Origin of the sequence: Acidomonas methanolica (assembly GCF_004346035.1) — a bacterium.
GTDB lineage: Bacteria > Pseudomonadota > Alphaproteobacteria > Acetobacterales > Acetobacteraceae > Acidomonas > Acidomonas methanolica.
In genome coordinates this window covers 1-14,596 of record NZ_SLZN01000008.1, presented here as the reverse complement: position 1 = coordinate 14,596, position 14,596 = coordinate 1, and the positions used below count along the sequence as shown (strand labels likewise).

Here is a 14,596-nt window from a genome sequence, read left to right as displayed (position 1 = left end):
TGCTCCCATGTCATAGTGCGGGAAACCGGATATCCCCGCCCCGCGAGCGGGGCGCGGGCGATCGCGCGGCTCCGGCGTCAGGCCGTGGCGGCGAGAGCCGTCTTCCCGATCATGCCGGCGGCCAGATAGGGGCCGGCCGCCCTGACCTGAATGGCGAGCAGGGCGATGCTGTTGGGATGGCGCTGGCCGAGGGGCAGCAGCGCGCTGCCGCTGGTCCAGCGGGTGTCTTCCCATTGGAGGTCGTTCCAGCCGTCCAGTCCCTTTTCGGTCAGATGGGAGCGGATGGCGACGGTGTGGCCGCTCTCGAACATGGTGATCTCGCCGACCGCGACGCCGAAATAACGGCGATCGTCAACGAAAGGACCGATCACGTCGGCGGGGCGGCTGGCGCGGGACACGAGACGAACACTCGTCACCCCGGTCGGCAGCATGAACATGACGCGGCCGTTATTCTCGCGCAGCTTGCTCACGATAGCGCCGTTATCGAGCATGAGATGCAGGTCCGCATCGGTGGTCAGTTCGGGGGCTTCCTCCTGCCGCTCGAGACCCGCCGCTTCCGCGCGGGCGGCGATCCGCTGGTGAAGCGGCTCTGCGAAATCCTGCGCGACACCCAGCGGCGCGGCGGCGTCATCCCATGTCAGGTTGCGGGAATTCAGGAAGGAGATGACGTTGCCTTCCTGCCGGCGGAAAGCGCGATGATTCCCGGTATCGAGATAGCTCTCGCTCAGGACGCCATCCGCCATGATGACCGAATGCCGCTCGGTCTCGACGTGATAGTAGTCATAGGAGCGGATCGTCTTGTCGTAGAAGACGGACCGACCGTTGACGAGCATGCGGACCGGAATGAACTTGCCTTCGAAGAACAGGCAGTGCTCCGACGTGATCAGCATGTCCTTGTACGGCACGCCATCGGCGATCGCGTCCTTCAGAACACGGACGGGATACCCGGCCTCGTCATCCGGAAGATGCGGCCGGGCCACCGTGCGGGCCTTGCCGACCCAGACGATCTCACGGAGACTGTCCCGGCCGTTCTCCCAGTCGAAGGCGACGACCTGATCGCCGATCCGGAGGTCTTCGACCGCGACATCGCCCCGATCGGTGCGGATCAGCGTCTGCGCGAGATAGCACGGCGCGTTGGAGTCGGTGATGATCCAGCCGCCGCCAGCGACCGCCGTGACGGTCGGCGTGACCGGGGTAAAACCGCTGGCGAAATGGACGTCCGAGAACGTCAGCGTCTTGCCGTCGGCCAGACTGACGACGAGGCTGTAGGAACCGTCGCCATTGTCCACGTATTGCGCGGAATCGGGCGCGCTGTAGGCGCCGGGCTCGATGCCGATGACCGTGTTCGCCGACACGTCGTAAAGCGCGGTGGAAACCGTGCTTTCGTCACCCGTGACATAGAGCGTGTTCCGCGTTGTGGGGTCGAAGGTCACGGAGGAGCCGCTGGCGTAGAAACCGGCATAAAGCGTGCTGCCGCCGGTGAGATTGACCGCGAAGGACCCCACCCGGACCGGCGCGGCGACGGTGCCGAGGGTCGAGTTGATCAGGTTGAGCGTGCCGGTGCCGGTGAGTCTGTTGTCATCGAGCACAACCTTGCCGTCGTTGTTCTCGATCGTGACCGTGCCGCCGCGCACCTCGGTGACGCCGCCGAGTTCGACGGGCGACGCGGTGTTGATCACCAGCGCGCCGGTGGGGGCGATCTGCATGCCCTGTGTCGCGAAGACATAGCCGGCGCGATCCGCCGTGGCCGTGATCGTCATGGTCGCGTAGGGACCGATGCTCAGCGAGGTGATCTGCTGGTAATACGGCGTATCGAGGGTCACGCTCACGGGCGTCGATTCGGTGCCGGCGAGCGAGGCGTGGCCGGCCGGATCCTCCTCGGGGACCGCGCCCGTGCTCCAGTCGGACGCCGTGGACCAGTTCCCGGTCGCGCCGCCGTTCCAGCCATCCGTCTGATCGCCATTGTGCTGGCTGTATTCGGTGGTCGAATATTGCGAGGTGTCGCCGCCGACCTGCTGCGCCGCGGTGGCGGTCGCCACCAGCGACAGGTGCGTATCGGACGTGTCATACGAAGGAGGCACGCTGCTCGCATTGGTGTCGACGATCGCCCAGCCACTCGACGTTTGCTCGATGGTCGGCGAGGCGGGGACGAAGCCCGAGGCGAGATGGATGTCGTCGAAGGTCAGCGCCTTGCCGTCCGTCATGGTGACGGACAGGCTGTAGGTGCCGTCGGAATTCATGGTGTATGCGGCGGAGACCGGCGTCTGCGATCCGGCCTCGATGCCGAAGATCGTGTTTTCCGACACGCCGTACAGCGGCGTCGAAATGGTGCTCTCGTTGCCCGTGACATAGAGCGTATTCTGCGTCGCGGGATCGAAGGTCACGGACGCGCCGTCGCCATAGAAACCGGCATAGAGCGTGCTGTTGCCCGAAAGGGTGACGGCGGTGGCGAGGCTGACGGGATAGGTCGCGCTGCCGAGGGTCGAATCGACGAGGTTGACCGTCCCGCCACCGACGATGCGGGTGCCGTCGAGGACGACCTTGCCGTCATTGCCGATGATCGTCAGCGTGCCGTCGACCTTGGTGACGATGCCGAGTTCGACGGCTGCGGGCGTGTCGATGATCAGATTGCTGCCCGGATAGACCTCGGTGCCACGCGTGGCGAAGACGTTCCCGATGCCCGCCGTCGTGGCGGTGATCTTGACCGTGGCGTCGTCGCCGACGGTCAGGCAGTCGATCTGGCTGTAGCTCGGCGCGTTGAGCACCGCCAGCGCCGGATCGGCGGCGGTGCCGCTGACGTTCGCGGCCTGGTTGCTGTCGCTTTGGGGGAGATTTCCGTATCTCCAGTTCGCCGGGTCATACCAGTCGTTGGATGCACCGCCCTGCCAGAATATCGTCGTCATCTCCAAAACCTCTTTGCTGAATCGTGATTTGCGCAAGCGTCCCGGTTGACGTTTCGCCGCTGTTCTAGTGTCGGGGATACTAGAGCGACGAAATAAATCCCCAAAGAATTATTTATAATAATAACGAATTAATAACGGTGAGCAAATAACGATCTAATAACGAATTAATAACGACAGCTTTAACGGGAGTGAAGAAGAGGCGATTTGGACGTCCATTGCATGCGTTTCCGAGCCCAGCCTGGAGGGCGCTGGACGCGTTGCAGAGGGGAGAAAATGGCTTCGGAGGCCGATCCGCAGGCGCTTACGGGAGATTTCGGGAAAGCGCGGCGGATGAGGGGGCGGGAGGGCGTCGATCACGGCGAACGGGTGCAGCCGGATTATTATTTTGACGATCTGCCCGCTACTTGAATGTTATAAATAACATATCAAACCAATGAATCATTAATATACGCGCCAAATTCTCCGTAAAGATCGAGTCACAAATCTGCAACATGCGCGCACTACCCTTCCCTTTCCCGATCGCGGAAAAGAAGGAGGTCCCAGCGGGTGGAACGGCTCTCGGCGTTGTCTGATCCCGCGTGGCGCGCGGCATGGGAGGCTGTGCGGCCGCTCGTCGGTCCACACGACACGGTGCTTCTGCCGGCCGGAAGCTGGCCCGACGATCTGATCGCGGCGCGGCGTGAATATCAGGACCGGATCGAGATCGGGGACGCCTCCGCCGTGCTGCTGCACAAGGGACGCCTCTGCACCCTGTCGCGCCCCGAACTGTCGCGCCTGCTCACCGAATGGCAGATCGTCCATGCCAATGAGGTGTTCATCTGCTTCTGCCGCGACACGCCGCCGAGCCTGAAGAACAGGCTGCGCCGGTACGGAAAGCACGTGAAACCGGCCTGGCATCATCTCGCCCCCCGCGTCAGGCGGCGCAGCGCGGCGACGCTCTACTTCATGCACATTCCCAAGACGGCGGGCACATCCGCCTGGGAGGCGATCTCCCGCGACGTCGAGGCGAAGCTGTATTATGACGGCGCGTTGCCCTTCCTCGCCCATCCGCCGGTGCAGGGCGATTACGACCTCATCGGCGGCCATATCCCCCTGAGCGTGCTCGAACGCCACGCCGGGCCCGACGCGCTCATCGCAGCCGTACTCCGCGATCCCGTCATGCGGTTCCGCTCCGCCTTCCTCCACGCCCGGCGCGCGGGGGAAGACCCGGCCACCTTCTCCGCCACCATGCGCAGGATGCGCGAGATGCCCCTGAGCGCGTTTCTCGACCATCCCGATGCGCGTCTGGAGACCAATCTCCAGATCTTCATGCTCGGCACGCCCCCGGACGGCGAAGGGCATCCATCGGAGTTCAGTGATTTCGTCGCCAGAGCCCATGCGGCGCTTGACCGACCGAACCGGCTGTTCCTGCCGGACGTGCGGCTCGGCGCCTTCATCGCAGCCGCGCGGAAACATCTCGGCCTGCCGCGACGTGGCGCCCCCTCCGCCCGGCGCAACGTTTCCGATCTGGTCCGGCAGAGCAGGGATCTGGAGGAATTCGCCGCCTGCATCGACCGCGTCCGCGCGCTCGCCGCCCCGGAAACCGCCCTTTATCGCCGCCTTGCGCCCTCCGGCCGGAGCGGCTGATCCCGCCGCCCGCATGAGTTTGCCCCATTGTGGCCCGTCCGGCACGGCGCTATGGGACGATTATGATGGCGAACACGACCCGCTCCCCGGATGCGGCATCGCCCGGTTTCGGAGCCTTCTGCCTCGCCTCGGCCCGACTCATCGGCGTTGTGATCTGGGTGCCGCTCTCCGTCGGGTTCGAGGCGCTCCTGCTGCCCGTTCCCGGCGTCACCAAGATTCGCTGGACACGCTGGGTCTGGCGCGGCCTCTGCGCCATTCTCTCGCTCGACATCCGCATGATCGGCACGCCGGCGGGAACCGTCGGCGGCCACCGCGCCCGCATGCGGGGCGAGCGGCCGGTCATCTATGTCTCGAATCATTCCTCATGGCTGGATATCCCGGTCCTCGGCACGAAGCTCTATTCGGTCTTCGTCGCCAAGGGCGATATCGAGAAATGGCCGGTCATGGGGCTGGTCTCGAAGATCGGACGCACCATCTTCGTCAGCCGCAACCGCTCCACCACCGGACGCGAGCGCGACGAAATGATCGCGCGCCTGATCGGCGGCGACAACCTGATCCTTTTCCCCGAGGGAACCTCGTCGGACGGCTCGCGCGTCCTGCCCTTCATGTCAACCTTCTTCGCCATCGCCAAGCCGCCTCGCCTGCCGAAGGAGAAGGGAGGGGACGGCCCGCGCTTTCCGCCCGGCCTGACGCCGCTGATCCAGCCGGTATCGGTGGTGTACGACCGGCTGGACGGGTTGCCCGTCCTAAGGTGTCAGAGGCCGGTCTTCGCCTGGTATGGCGACATGGATCTCGGCCCGCATGTCTGGCGATTCCTGAAGCACCGCCGCAAACGCGCGACGATCCTCCTGCACCCTCCCCTCGCGCCGGAGGATTTCCTCACGCGCAAGGCGCTCGCCCAGGCGGCATGGACGGCCGTAGCGGCGGGCGCGGCCGCGTTGCGGCAGAACGAGGAGCCCGAAACGGGCTCCTGACCCGCGAAGGCGCTCAGGGCGTCTCCCACTTCCAGTTCCGGATCTCCGGCATGTCCTGCCCGTGCTCACGGACATACAGACGGTGTTCGACCAGACGGTCCTGAATCGCCTGCGTCGCATAGGCCGCCTTCGCCGCCATCGAGGGAACGCGACGGAAGACGTTCAGCGCCAGATGATAGCGCGAGAGGTGATTGCGGACCGTCATGTCGAAGGGCGTGGTGGTCGTCCCCTCCTCCCGGAAGCCGTGGACATGGAAGTTCCGGCAGTTGGACCGCCTGTAGATGAGCTGGTGGATGAGCTGCGGATAGCCGTGAAAGGCGAAGATGACGGGACGGTCCTTCGTGAAGATCATCTCGAAGGTCGCCTCGTCCAGCCCGTGCGGATGCTGCTCCTTGGCTTGCAGCGTCAGCAGGTCCACGACATTGACCACGCGGATCTTCAGCTCCGGCACGTGCCGGCGCAGCAGCGAGACGGCGGCCAGCGTTTCCATCGTCGGCACGTCGCCCGCGCAGGCCATCACCACGTCCGGGCCGCCGTCGCGATCGTTGCTCGCCCACTCCCAGATGCCGATTCCCTGCGCGCAATGGCGGATCGCCGCGTCCATGTCGAGCCATTGCCATTCCGGCTGCTTGCCCGCGACGATGACGTTGATCCGGTCCCAGCTTTCCAGACAGTGACGGGCCACGCAGAGCAGGGTGTTGGCGTCCGGCGGCAGATAGACGCGCGCCACGTCGGCCCGCTTGTTCACCACATGGTCGATGAAGCCGGGGTCCTGATGGCTGAAACCGTTATGGTCCTGCCGCCAGACATGGGAGGTCAGCAGATAGTTCATCGACGAGATCGACCGCCGCCATGGCGTCTCGTTGGCTTCCTTGAGCCATTTGGAATGCTGGTTGACCATCGAGTCGACGATGTGGACGAAGGCTTCGTAACACGAGAAGAAGCCGTGCCGCCCGGTCAGCAGATAGCCTTCCAGCCAGCCCTGGCAGGTGTGCTCGCTGAGAATCTCCATCACCCGCCCCTCGGGCGCGAGATGATCGTCATAATCGAACCGCTCCGCCTCCCACTGGCGATCAGTGACGTCGAGCAGCGCGTTGAGGCGGTTGGAATTGTTCTCGTCCGGCGACCAGACGCGGAAATTGCGCTGGTCCTGATTGGCCGTCATGACGTCGCGCAGCCATTCGCCCAGCACGCGGGTCGCCTCGCCGGTCACCGCGCCGGGCGCAGAAAGGGCAATGGCGTGGGGCGCGAGATCGGGCAGACGCAGGGGGCGACGCAGAATGCCGCCATTGGCATGCGGATTATCGCTCATCCGCAAATGGCCTGCCGGCGCGAGAGCACGGATTTCCGGCAGAAGCGTGCCGTTTTCGTCGAACAGCGACTCCGGGTGATAGCTGCGGAGCCATTCCTCCAGCAATGCGAGATGGCCCGGCTTCGTGAGATCGGAGAACGGAACCTGATGCGAGCGCCAGTAGCCCTCGGTCCGCAGGCCGTCGACCGTCTTGGGGCCGGTCCAGCCCTTGGGGCTGCGGAGGATGATCATCGGCCAGGTCGGGCGCTCCGTGCTCCCCTCCTCGCGCGCGGCCCTCCGGATCGCCGCAATGGCGGCGAAGGCGGTGTCCATGGCCGCCGCCATCTTCTGGTGCATCAGATCGGGCTCGTGCCCCTCGACCAGAATCGGCGCATAGCCGTAGCCCCGGAACAGCGCCAGCAGCTCCTCGGTCGGAATCCGCGCGAGGACCGTCGGGTTGGCGATCTTGTAGCCGTTGAGATGCAGGATCGGCAGAACCGCGCCGTCCGCCACCGGGTTGAGGAACTTGTTGCCGTGCCAGGACGTGGCCAGCGGCCCGGTCTCCGCCTCGCCGTCGCCCACCACGCAGGCGATGGTCAGATCGGGATTGTCGAACGCCGCGCCGAAGGAGTGGGAGAGCGAGTAGCCGAGTTCGCCGCCCTCATGGATGGAGCCCGGCGTGGTCGCCGCCGCATGGCTCGGGATGCCGCCGGGGAAGGAGAATTGCCGCACCAGCTTCTTCAGCCCGGCGGCGTCCTGCGTGATCTCGGGGAAATATTCGGAATAGGTGCCTTCCAGATAGGTGCTCGCCACCACGCCCGGCGCCCCGTGACCCGGACCCGCGACGAACAGCACCGAGGATTTGTCGCGGCGGATGATGCGGTTGAGGTGGAGATAGAGGAAGTTCAGCCCGGGCGTCGTGCCCCAGTGACCGAGCAGACGCGGCTTGGTGTGCTCCAGCGTGAGCTTCTCGCGCAGCAGCGGATTGTCGAGCAGATAGATCTGGGCGACGGACAGATAGTTCGCGGCCGCCCACCATTTGTCGAACAGCGCGAGTTCGCCCTCGCTCAGCGGGCTCGTCGTCTCACTCATCCTGCATTCCTTTTCGCATGATCGCCAAGGCAGTCCCGCACATGGCGATGAATCGTTGCTTCCTCATCGGCGGCCCTGACCAGCACGCGCACCCGGCTCTCCGCCGCCGAGATCACCTCCCGGCGCGCCAGATTCGCCTCGTCCGCCAGTTGCACACCCAGAAACGCCAGCCGCGCGCACGCCTCGGCGCGGAAAGCGGCATCATGCTCGCCCACGCCGCCGGTGAAGACGATGCCGTCCACTCCGCCCATGGCGGCGATCATCGCTCCGGCCTGCTCCGTGAACCGATGGATGCAGAGATCGAGCGCCTCGCGCACGTCAGGTTCATTTTCCCGCTGGCGCAGCGTCCGCATGTCGCTGCTCACCCCGGAAACGCCCAGCAGGCCGGACTCATGATAGAGCGTCTTCTCGATATCGTCCGCGCCGAGCCCTTCCTGTCGCATCATATAAAGCAGCACGGCGGGATCGAGCGCGCCGGGACGGGTACCCATCACCAGCCCGTCCAGCACAGAAAACCCCATGGTCGTCGCCACGCTCCGGCCGACCTGCATGGCGCAGAGACTCGCCCCGTTGCCGATATGCGCCGCGAGCACCCGCCCGCGCGCGAGATCCGGATACGCCGCCGACAGCCATGCCGCGATATATTCATAGGACAGGCCGTGAAACCCGTACCGGCGCACGCCCGCCGCGTCGTAGCGGCGCGGCAGAGCCAGCCGCCGCGCCGCGTCGGGCATTCCTGCGTGAAACGCCGTGTCGAAACAGGCGATCTGGGGCAGGTCCGGATGCGCCGTCAGCAGCGCGCGAATCGGACCAAGACACGCGGGCAGATGAAGAGGATCGAACGGCATCAGGCGTTCCATCTCCCCGAGCGTCCGCGCGTCGACCCGAATCGGAAGGTGGAAATCCGGACCGCCATGCACCACGCGGTGCCCCACCCCGGCCAACGCATCGAGGCCGAGATGGGAATCGATCCATCCCATGAGCAGGTCGATCGCCGCCAGATGCGGGTCCGAATCGCCCGTCAGGCTGCATTGCCGATCGACCAGCACCTTGCCGTCGGCATCCTGCGCCGAAAGACGGGGCGACGTTTCGACGCCTTCCAGCATGCCGGAGACGAGCCGCGCCTGCCCCTCTCCGCCGCCGTACACGGCGAATTTCACGCTGGATGACCCGGCGTTGAGGGTCAGCACCATGGTTCGGCCGGTATCGGTCACGCCCATACTCCCTGCTTGCCTGGAGGAAAGGAAGTCGAACATATCAACGAAGGGAAAGGCATTGACACACGTCAATTGCGCTTCAAAAGAAGTTTTACATTTCCGACATCTGGAGCAGCATGGACATCGACGGCCAACTCGTTCTTCAGAATCGCCTGCTTCCGGGCCGCCTGCGTTTCGGGACACGCATCGAGAGCGTGACCGAACTGGCCGAGGCGCCGCGCCGCTACATCCTGCCCGGCTTCGTCGACACGCATGTCCATGGCGGCGACGGCGCGGACACGATGGACGCGGCCGAAGAGGGCGCGGCGGCCATCGAGCGGATGGCGCGCTTCCATCTCGGCCATGGCACGACGACCCTCCTGCCCACGACCATCACCCGGCCCTGGCCGGACGTCATGGCCGCGCTGAAGGCCGTCGCCGCGGTCATGGAACGCGGCGTGGCGGGCGGCCCGCGCATCCACGGCGCGCATCTCGAAGGCCCGTTCATCAGCCCTCACAAGCTCGGCGCGCAGCCGCCCTTCACCATTCCGCCTTCGCCCGAGCGCGTGGCCGAGGCGCTGGCGACGGGATGTCTGCGCGTCGTCACCCTCGCCCCCGAGCTGGACCATGCCGCGACGGCCATCCAGGCCTTCGCCGGTGCGGGGGTGCGCGTGAGTCTGGGCCATACGGTCACGGATTACGAGGGCGCGCATCGCGCCATCTGCGCCGTCTGCGCGGCGGGCGGCGTCCCCGGCGGCACGCATCTCTTCAACGCCATGGCGCCCATCGAAGGCCGCCGGCCCGGCCCTGTCACCGCGCTGATGTGCCATGACGCGGCCTATGGCGAGATGATCTTCGACACGCACCATGTCCATCCGGCCAGCTTCCGCCTCGCCGCCCGGGTCATGGGAGAGCGCCTGCTCTTCGTCACCGACGCGATGCGGGGCACGGGCCAGCCGGAAGGGCCGAGCCAACTCGGCGGCCAGGACGTGCTGATCGCCGACGGCGCCGTGCGCCTGCCGAACGGGTCGCTGGCGGGCAGCGTGCTGACGCTCGATCAGGCCCTGCGCAACGCCGTCGCCCATGGCGCGTCCCTGCCGGAAGCCGCGCGCCTCGTCAGCACCAACGCCGCCGCCTATCTCGGGCTTGAGGATCGCGGGCGGATCGCCCCTGGCCTGCTGGCGGATCTGGTGGTGATGAACGCGGCGCTGGAGATCGAGGAGGTCTATGTGGGGGGCATTAAAGTAACCGCGCCACCTTGAGAAACACCCACGTCACGGCCATGGCCATCGCGCAGATCACACCCGCGAAGACCGTTCCCCACGCGCCCTGGGCGAGGAACATCCCGCCCGTGTTCATGCCGAAAAACCCGGTCACGAAGGTCGCGGGCAGCATCATGGTCGTGGCCACCGAGACGATATACAGCCGCCGGTTGGTTTCTTCCGCCTGCGAAGCCGCGAGTTCGTCCTGAAGCGACCGCCCGCGATCCTGGAGCGCCAGAAGATCGTCCAGCGCGGCGTGAACCTGCCGCTCCGTGCGGTCGCGCAGCTCGTCCTCCGCCCAGGGCGGCAGGTCGAGTTCGCCGTCCCGCAAGGCATGATCGACGGGCACCACCACGCGCCGCAGTTCCGTCGCCCGACGCCGCACCTTGCCGACGATGCCGCCGAGATGACCGAGATCCGTCCGGTGCTCGACGATCAGCAGCGCGTCCTCGGCGCGATCCAGCTCGTCATCGAGCTGCCCGATCTGCCGCCGCACCGACGTCGCGAAATCCCGCATGGCGCGGTCGATCACGCCTGCCGGGCTCCTCGGCACCGCCTCGCCGCGCAGGGCGCGATAGGCCGCGCCCAGAACCGGGATCGGATTGCGCCGCGTCGTGATGAGCAGGTCCGGGCGCATGGCGAAGCGCCAGGCCGCGATCTCGCGATCCTCCTCCGCTCCGGGCGCGTCGAAGGCGGGCATCGCGCCCCAGACCAGCCCCGGCATCGCATCCAGCATGATGCCGTATTCCGTTTCCGCCAGCATGGCCCGCACGTCTTCCGGCAGGCAGGGAAGCTCCGCCACATGGGCCCGCGCGGAGGAATGGACCGTGTCGAAATGCAGCCAGACCCAGCTCTCCGCCAGACGCGGCCAGTTGCTCGGCGGCGTGACGTCATCGAGAATCGCGTCGATTTCAGCGGGCGCGAGTTGCACCGGCTCCTCGCCGGGACGCACCCGCACGGCCCAGACGAGGCCGTTCTTCAGCCCGGCCCGGCTGTCTCCCGGACGCCCGTCCTCGTCGAATCCGCCCGAGGCCGGACCGGAAGACGGCATGGAGAGACGCGAGTTCGACATGGCGACCTCCATAACAAAGGCCCGGAAACGAGGCTCTGGCCGGGGTGATCAGGGTCTTCTGGCGGGTTCTTCCTGCAAGGGTTTTCTCTGGCATGAGCCGCTCGCGCAGGCAACCGCCCCGCGCGGCATTTTCCGGACATGGAGCCGGACATGCAGAGCGTACGCGGTCTCCCGGCTGGCGGAGCGCCGCATCTGCCTCTATAGCTTCCGCCTGATCGAGGCAGAGCAAAGGCTGAACACATGACCGCATCGCAGCAGGCCGACTACAAGGTTCGCGACATCGCGCTGGCCGAATGGGGCCGCAAGGAAATCTCCATCGCCGAGGGCGAGATGCCCGGGCTGATGGCCCTGCGCGAGGAATACGGCGCGAGCCAGCCGCTGAAAGGCGCGCGGATCGCGGGCTGCCTGCACATGACGATCCAGACCGCCGTGCTGATCGAGACGCTGGTCGCCCTCGGCGCGACGGTGCGCTGGTCGTCCTGCAACATCTTCTCGACGCAGGACCAGGCGGCAGCCGCTATCGCCGCCGCCGGAATCCCCGTCTTCGCCTGGAAGGGGCTGTCGGAAGAGGAGTTCTGGTGGTGCATCGAGCAGACCATCAGGGGACCGGCTCAGGACGGCGGCGTCTGGACGCCGAACATGATCCTCGATGACGGCGGCGACCTCACGCAGATCATGCATGAGAAATACCCCGAGATGCTGGCCGATGTGCGCGGCCTCTCGGAAGAGACGACGACGGGCGTCCATCGCCTCTGGGACATGGCGAAGAAGGGGAGTCTGAAAGTCCCGGCCATCAACGTCAATGACAGCGTGACGAAATCCAAGTTCGACAATCTCTATGGCTGCCGCGAGAGCCTCGTGGACGCGATCCGGCGCGGGACGGACGTCATGATGGCGGGCAAGATCGCCGTCGTGGCGGGATACGGCGACGTGGGCAAGGGCTCGGCCGCTTCCCTGCGCAACGCCGGCTGCCGCGTGCTGGTCACGGAAGTCGATCCGATCTGCGCGCTTCAGGCGGCGATGGAGGGCTATGAGGTCGTCACGATGGAGGACGCCGCGCCGCGCGGCGACATCTTCGTGACCTGCACGGGCAATATCGACGTCATCACGCTGGACCACATGCGCGAGATGAAGCACCGCGCCATCGTCTGCAACATCGGACATTTCGACAGCGAGATCCAGGTCAACAGCCTGCGCAACTTCAAGTGGGACAACGTCAAGCCGCAGGTGGACGAGGTCGAGTTCCCCGATGGCAAGCGCATCATCCTGCTCTCCGAGGGGCGTCTGGTGAATCTCGGCAACGCGACGGGGCATCCGTCCTTCGTCATGTCCGCCTCCTTCACCAACCAGACCCTGGCGCAGATCGAACTCTGGACGGCAAAGCCCGGCCAGTACGAGAACAAGGTCTATGTCCTGCCGAAGAAACTGGACGAGAAGGTCGCGGCCCTGCATCTCGCCAAGGTCGGCGCGCATCTGACGACGCTCTCCGCCGCGCAGGCCGCCTATATCGGCGTACCCGAGCACGGCCCGTTCAAGCACGAGGAATATCGTTACTGATCGATGAAATGCGCCGGGCATGCTCCCGGCGCGCAACATTCGCCGTCCTGCGCCGTTCCTCAGGATGCAGCCAATTTTTCGGAAAGACGTCCGACCATGAGCATCTTCAGCACCATCCTGTCGAAAATCTTCAGCCATGCCGGAGCCCCCGCCCCCGCCGCTCCGGAAGCCTCTTCGGCCCCGACCCCGGCAGCGGATGCGCCCGCCGCCGCCCCGGAGGCGACGCCCGCTCCGGCCGCGCCCGTGGATGTGGAGGCCATATTGAGCGATCTGGCGGCGAAATCCGGCCAGACCCTGAACTGGAAGACCTCGATCGTCGATCTGCTCAAGCTGTTGGGCATGGATTCGTCGCTCGACGCGCGCAAGCAGCTTGCCGGCGAGTTGCACTACACGGGCAGCACGGACGACACGGCGACGATGAATGTCTGGCTCATCCGGCAGGTGATGCAGAAACTCGCCGAAAACGGCGGCAAGGTGCCGGACGAGCTGAAGTCCTGATCCGCTCTGGAGTCATATCCCTTCACACGGCTTTGTTGCGGAAATAGCTTGTTCCTGGATTCACGGAATGAACCCAGGATGGTAGCTGATTGTGATGAGCAAGCCGCCCTCCCCGATCTACCGCACGACGAACTGGGGTTCGTATAATGCCGCGCTGAAGCAGCGCGGCTCCCTGACGGTGTGGTTTGACCCGGCCATGGTCTGGAATGGGCTGCCGACGGGACGCCGCGGTCGTAAACCCGACTATAGCGATGTCGCCATCCAGACCTGTCTGACACTGAAGGTTCTGTCTGGCATGGCTCTGTTGCACAAATAGAGTTTTGGTTATGGACCTCGCATTCTGGGACTTATGATTTACTGAATAGCCTCGGTGAGTGGGGTTCCGAGCGCGGTGAAGCGATTGAGTATGGCGATACGCAGGTAGAACTCCGAGACCTGACGGTCAAAGTCTCTCGCGGTGAGGCGCTGGCCGAGCAGTTTGATGCAGTGCATTTTTGTCTCGACGCGGCTTCGGCGGTGATACCCGCTCCAGCGTCGCCAGATCGCCCGCCCGAAGCGTTCTGAAGCCCGTATGGCCTCATTTCTGGCCCGGGCGCCAGGCGTTGTCGGGCGCCACGGTTTTGCATTCCGTCGGGGTGGAATGATTGCATCGGCGCCTCGTTTTGCGATGATGTCGTGGCAGCTTCGGGTGTCATAGGCGCCGTCAGCCGTCACGCTGCCAATCTCTTCATCCTGGGGGATCTGCGCCAGCAACATCGGCAGAACCGGTGCGTCACCAACGTCGTTACCGGTGATTTCGGCAGCCCGGATTTCCAATGTTCGCTCGTCGATGCCGATATGAAGCTTGCGCCAGATCCTGCGTTTCGAGCCGCCATGTTTGCGTGTGTGCCACTCGCCGTCTCCCTCGACCTTGATCTCCGTGCTGTCGATCAGAAGAGGCAAAGGCTCCTTCGGGCCCCACACCTGGTTCGCGCGATCAATCACCAGATCTCGCAGCAGATAGGGATAGATCTTGTGTCCGGGCGCCGGAATCGTCGTCCGGGGCTTCGGCCCCAGGGCTGCGATGCCCATCGCCCGCATCAGCCGACGGACGCGCTTGCGGTTCACCACATGGCCTTCCGCCCG

11 protein-coding genes and 1 pseudogene are annotated in these 14,596 nt (G+C 65.4%); 7 read left to right on the top strand and 5 right to left on the bottom strand.

Annotation, left to right across the window (positions count from 1 at the left end; translation table 11 throughout):
* Positions 1-77: 77 nt before the first annotated feature.
* A complete protein-coding gene (locus EDC31_RS08100; RefSeq protein ID WP_042058784.1) occupies positions 78-2,903 on the bottom strand; it encodes a Hint domain-containing protein in 2,826 nt (941 codons plus the stop codon).
* A gap of 273 nt (positions 2,904-3,176) precedes the next feature.
* Here EDC31_RS08100 and EDC31_RS18375 point away from each other — a divergent pair, with 273 nt between their 5' ends.
* The 3 genes from EDC31_RS18375 (at position 3,177) to EDC31_RS08090 (ending at position 5,503) form a co-directional block, all read left to right on the top strand.
* The gene (locus tag EDC31_RS18375; RefSeq protein WP_261753959.1) at positions 3,177-3,311 is read left to right on the top strand and encodes a hypothetical protein; all 135 of its coding nucleotides are present in this window, start codon (positions 3,177-3,179) and stop codon (positions 3,309-3,311) included.
* 138 nt (positions 3,312-3,449) lie between these two features.
* Positions 3,450-4,529, top strand: a complete 1,080-nt coding sequence (locus EDC31_RS08095) for a hypothetical protein (RefSeq protein WP_052511908.1) — start codon at positions 3,450-3,452, stop codon at positions 4,527-4,529.
* Between the two features lie 62 nt (positions 4,530-4,591).
* On the top strand, positions 4,592-5,503 hold the full coding sequence (locus EDC31_RS08090) for a lysophospholipid acyltransferase family protein (protein ID WP_081797586.1): 912 nt from the start codon (positions 4,592-4,594) through the stop codon (positions 5,501-5,503).
* A 13-nt stretch (positions 5,504-5,516) separates the two neighbouring features.
* Here the strand turns inward: EDC31_RS08090 and EDC31_RS08085 are convergent, their stop codons facing one another.
* Both EDC31_RS08085 and EDC31_RS08080 read right to left on the bottom strand, forming a co-directional pair.
* Positions 5,517-7,886 (bottom strand): phosphoketolase family protein, encoded by a 2,370-nt coding sequence (locus EDC31_RS08085; RefSeq protein WP_042058779.1) that lies wholly within the window; start codon positions 7,884-7,886, stop codon positions 5,517-5,519.
* Positions 7,883-9,106, bottom strand: coding sequence for an acetate/propionate family kinase (locus EDC31_RS08080; RefSeq protein WP_186820003.1), 1,224 nt, complete (start codon positions 9,104-9,106; stop codon positions 7,883-7,885). The genes EDC31_RS08085 and EDC31_RS08080 overlap by 4 nt, the downstream gene beginning before the upstream one ends.
* Positions 9,107-9,219: 113 nt before the next feature.
* On the opposite strand from EDC31_RS08080, the gene nagA reads away from it, so the two are divergent.
* Complete coding sequence (gene nagA / locus EDC31_RS08075) at positions 9,220-10,344, top strand: N-acetylglucosamine-6-phosphate deacetylase (RefSeq protein ID WP_042058777.1); 1,125 nt, start codon at positions 9,220-9,222, stop codon at positions 10,342-10,344.
* Here nagA and EDC31_RS08070 read toward each other — a convergent pair.
* Entirely contained in the window at positions 10,322-11,416 is a 1,095-nt protein-coding gene (locus tag EDC31_RS08070) for a CorA family divalent cation transporter (protein WP_239641661.1), read from the bottom strand. The two genes, nagA and EDC31_RS08070, sit on opposite strands and share 23 nt — an antisense overlap.
* Positions 11,417-11,656: 240 nt before the next feature.
* Between EDC31_RS08070 and ahcY the strand changes: the two genes are divergently transcribed.
* From ahcY to EDC31_RS08055, 3 genes and pseudogenes are all read left to right on the top strand, one after another.
* Positions 11,657-12,973, top strand: a complete 1,317-nt coding sequence (ahcY, locus tag EDC31_RS08065) for an adenosylhomocysteinase (RefSeq protein ID WP_042058773.1) — start codon at positions 11,657-11,659, stop codon at positions 12,971-12,973.
* 96 nt (positions 12,974-13,069) lie between these two features.
* The gene (locus tag EDC31_RS08060; RefSeq protein ID WP_042058825.1) at positions 13,070-13,471 is read left to right on the top strand and encodes a DUF3597 domain-containing protein; all 402 of its coding nucleotides are present in this window, start codon (positions 13,070-13,072) and stop codon (positions 13,469-13,471) included.
* Positions 13,472-13,565: 94 nt separating this feature from the next.
* Positions 13,566-13,775 (top strand): annotated as a pseudogene (locus EDC31_RS08055) (transposase); the annotation flags it as partial.
* A gap of 50 nt (positions 13,776-13,825) precedes the next feature.
* On the opposite strand, the gene EDC31_RS08050 reads toward EDC31_RS08055, so the two are convergent.
* Positions 13,826-14,596 (bottom strand): IS5 family transposase (locus EDC31_RS08050; RefSeq protein WP_132126992.1); only part of this gene is annotated, 771 nt, incomplete at its 5' end.

Coding starts and splice junctions, on each gene's coding strand:
- EDC31_RS08060 (WP_042058825.1), top strand. CDS start 13,070: ATGAGCATCTTCAGCACCATCCTGTCGAAAATCTTCAGCCATGCCGGA.
- EDC31_RS08085 (WP_042058779.1), bottom strand. CDS start 7,886: ATGAGTGAGACGACGAGCCCGCTGAGCGAGGGCGAACTCGCGCTGTTC.
- ahcY (WP_042058773.1), top strand. CDS start 11,657: ATGACCGCATCGCAGCAGGCCGACTACAAGGTTCGCGACATCGCGCTG.
- EDC31_RS08090 (WP_081797586.1), top strand. CDS start 4,592: ATGATGGCGAACACGACCCGCTCCCCGGATGCGGCATCGCCCGGTTTC.
- nagA (WP_042058777.1), top strand. CDS start 9,220: ATGGACATCGACGGCCAACTCGTTCTTCAGAATCGCCTGCTTCCGGGC.
- EDC31_RS08070 (WP_239641661.1), bottom strand. CDS start 11,416: ATGTCGAACTCGCGTCTCTCCATGCCGTCTTCCGGTCCGGCCTCGGGC.
- EDC31_RS08080 (WP_186820003.1), bottom strand. CDS start 9,106: ATGGGCGTGACCGATACCGGCCGAACCATGGTGCTGACCCTCAACGCC.
- EDC31_RS18375 (WP_261753959.1), top strand. CDS start 3,177: ATGGCTTCGGAGGCCGATCCGCAGGCGCTTACGGGAGATTTCGGGAAA.
- EDC31_RS08100 (WP_042058784.1), bottom strand. CDS start 2,903: ATGACGACGATATTCTGGCAGGGCGGTGCATCCAACGACTGGTATGAC.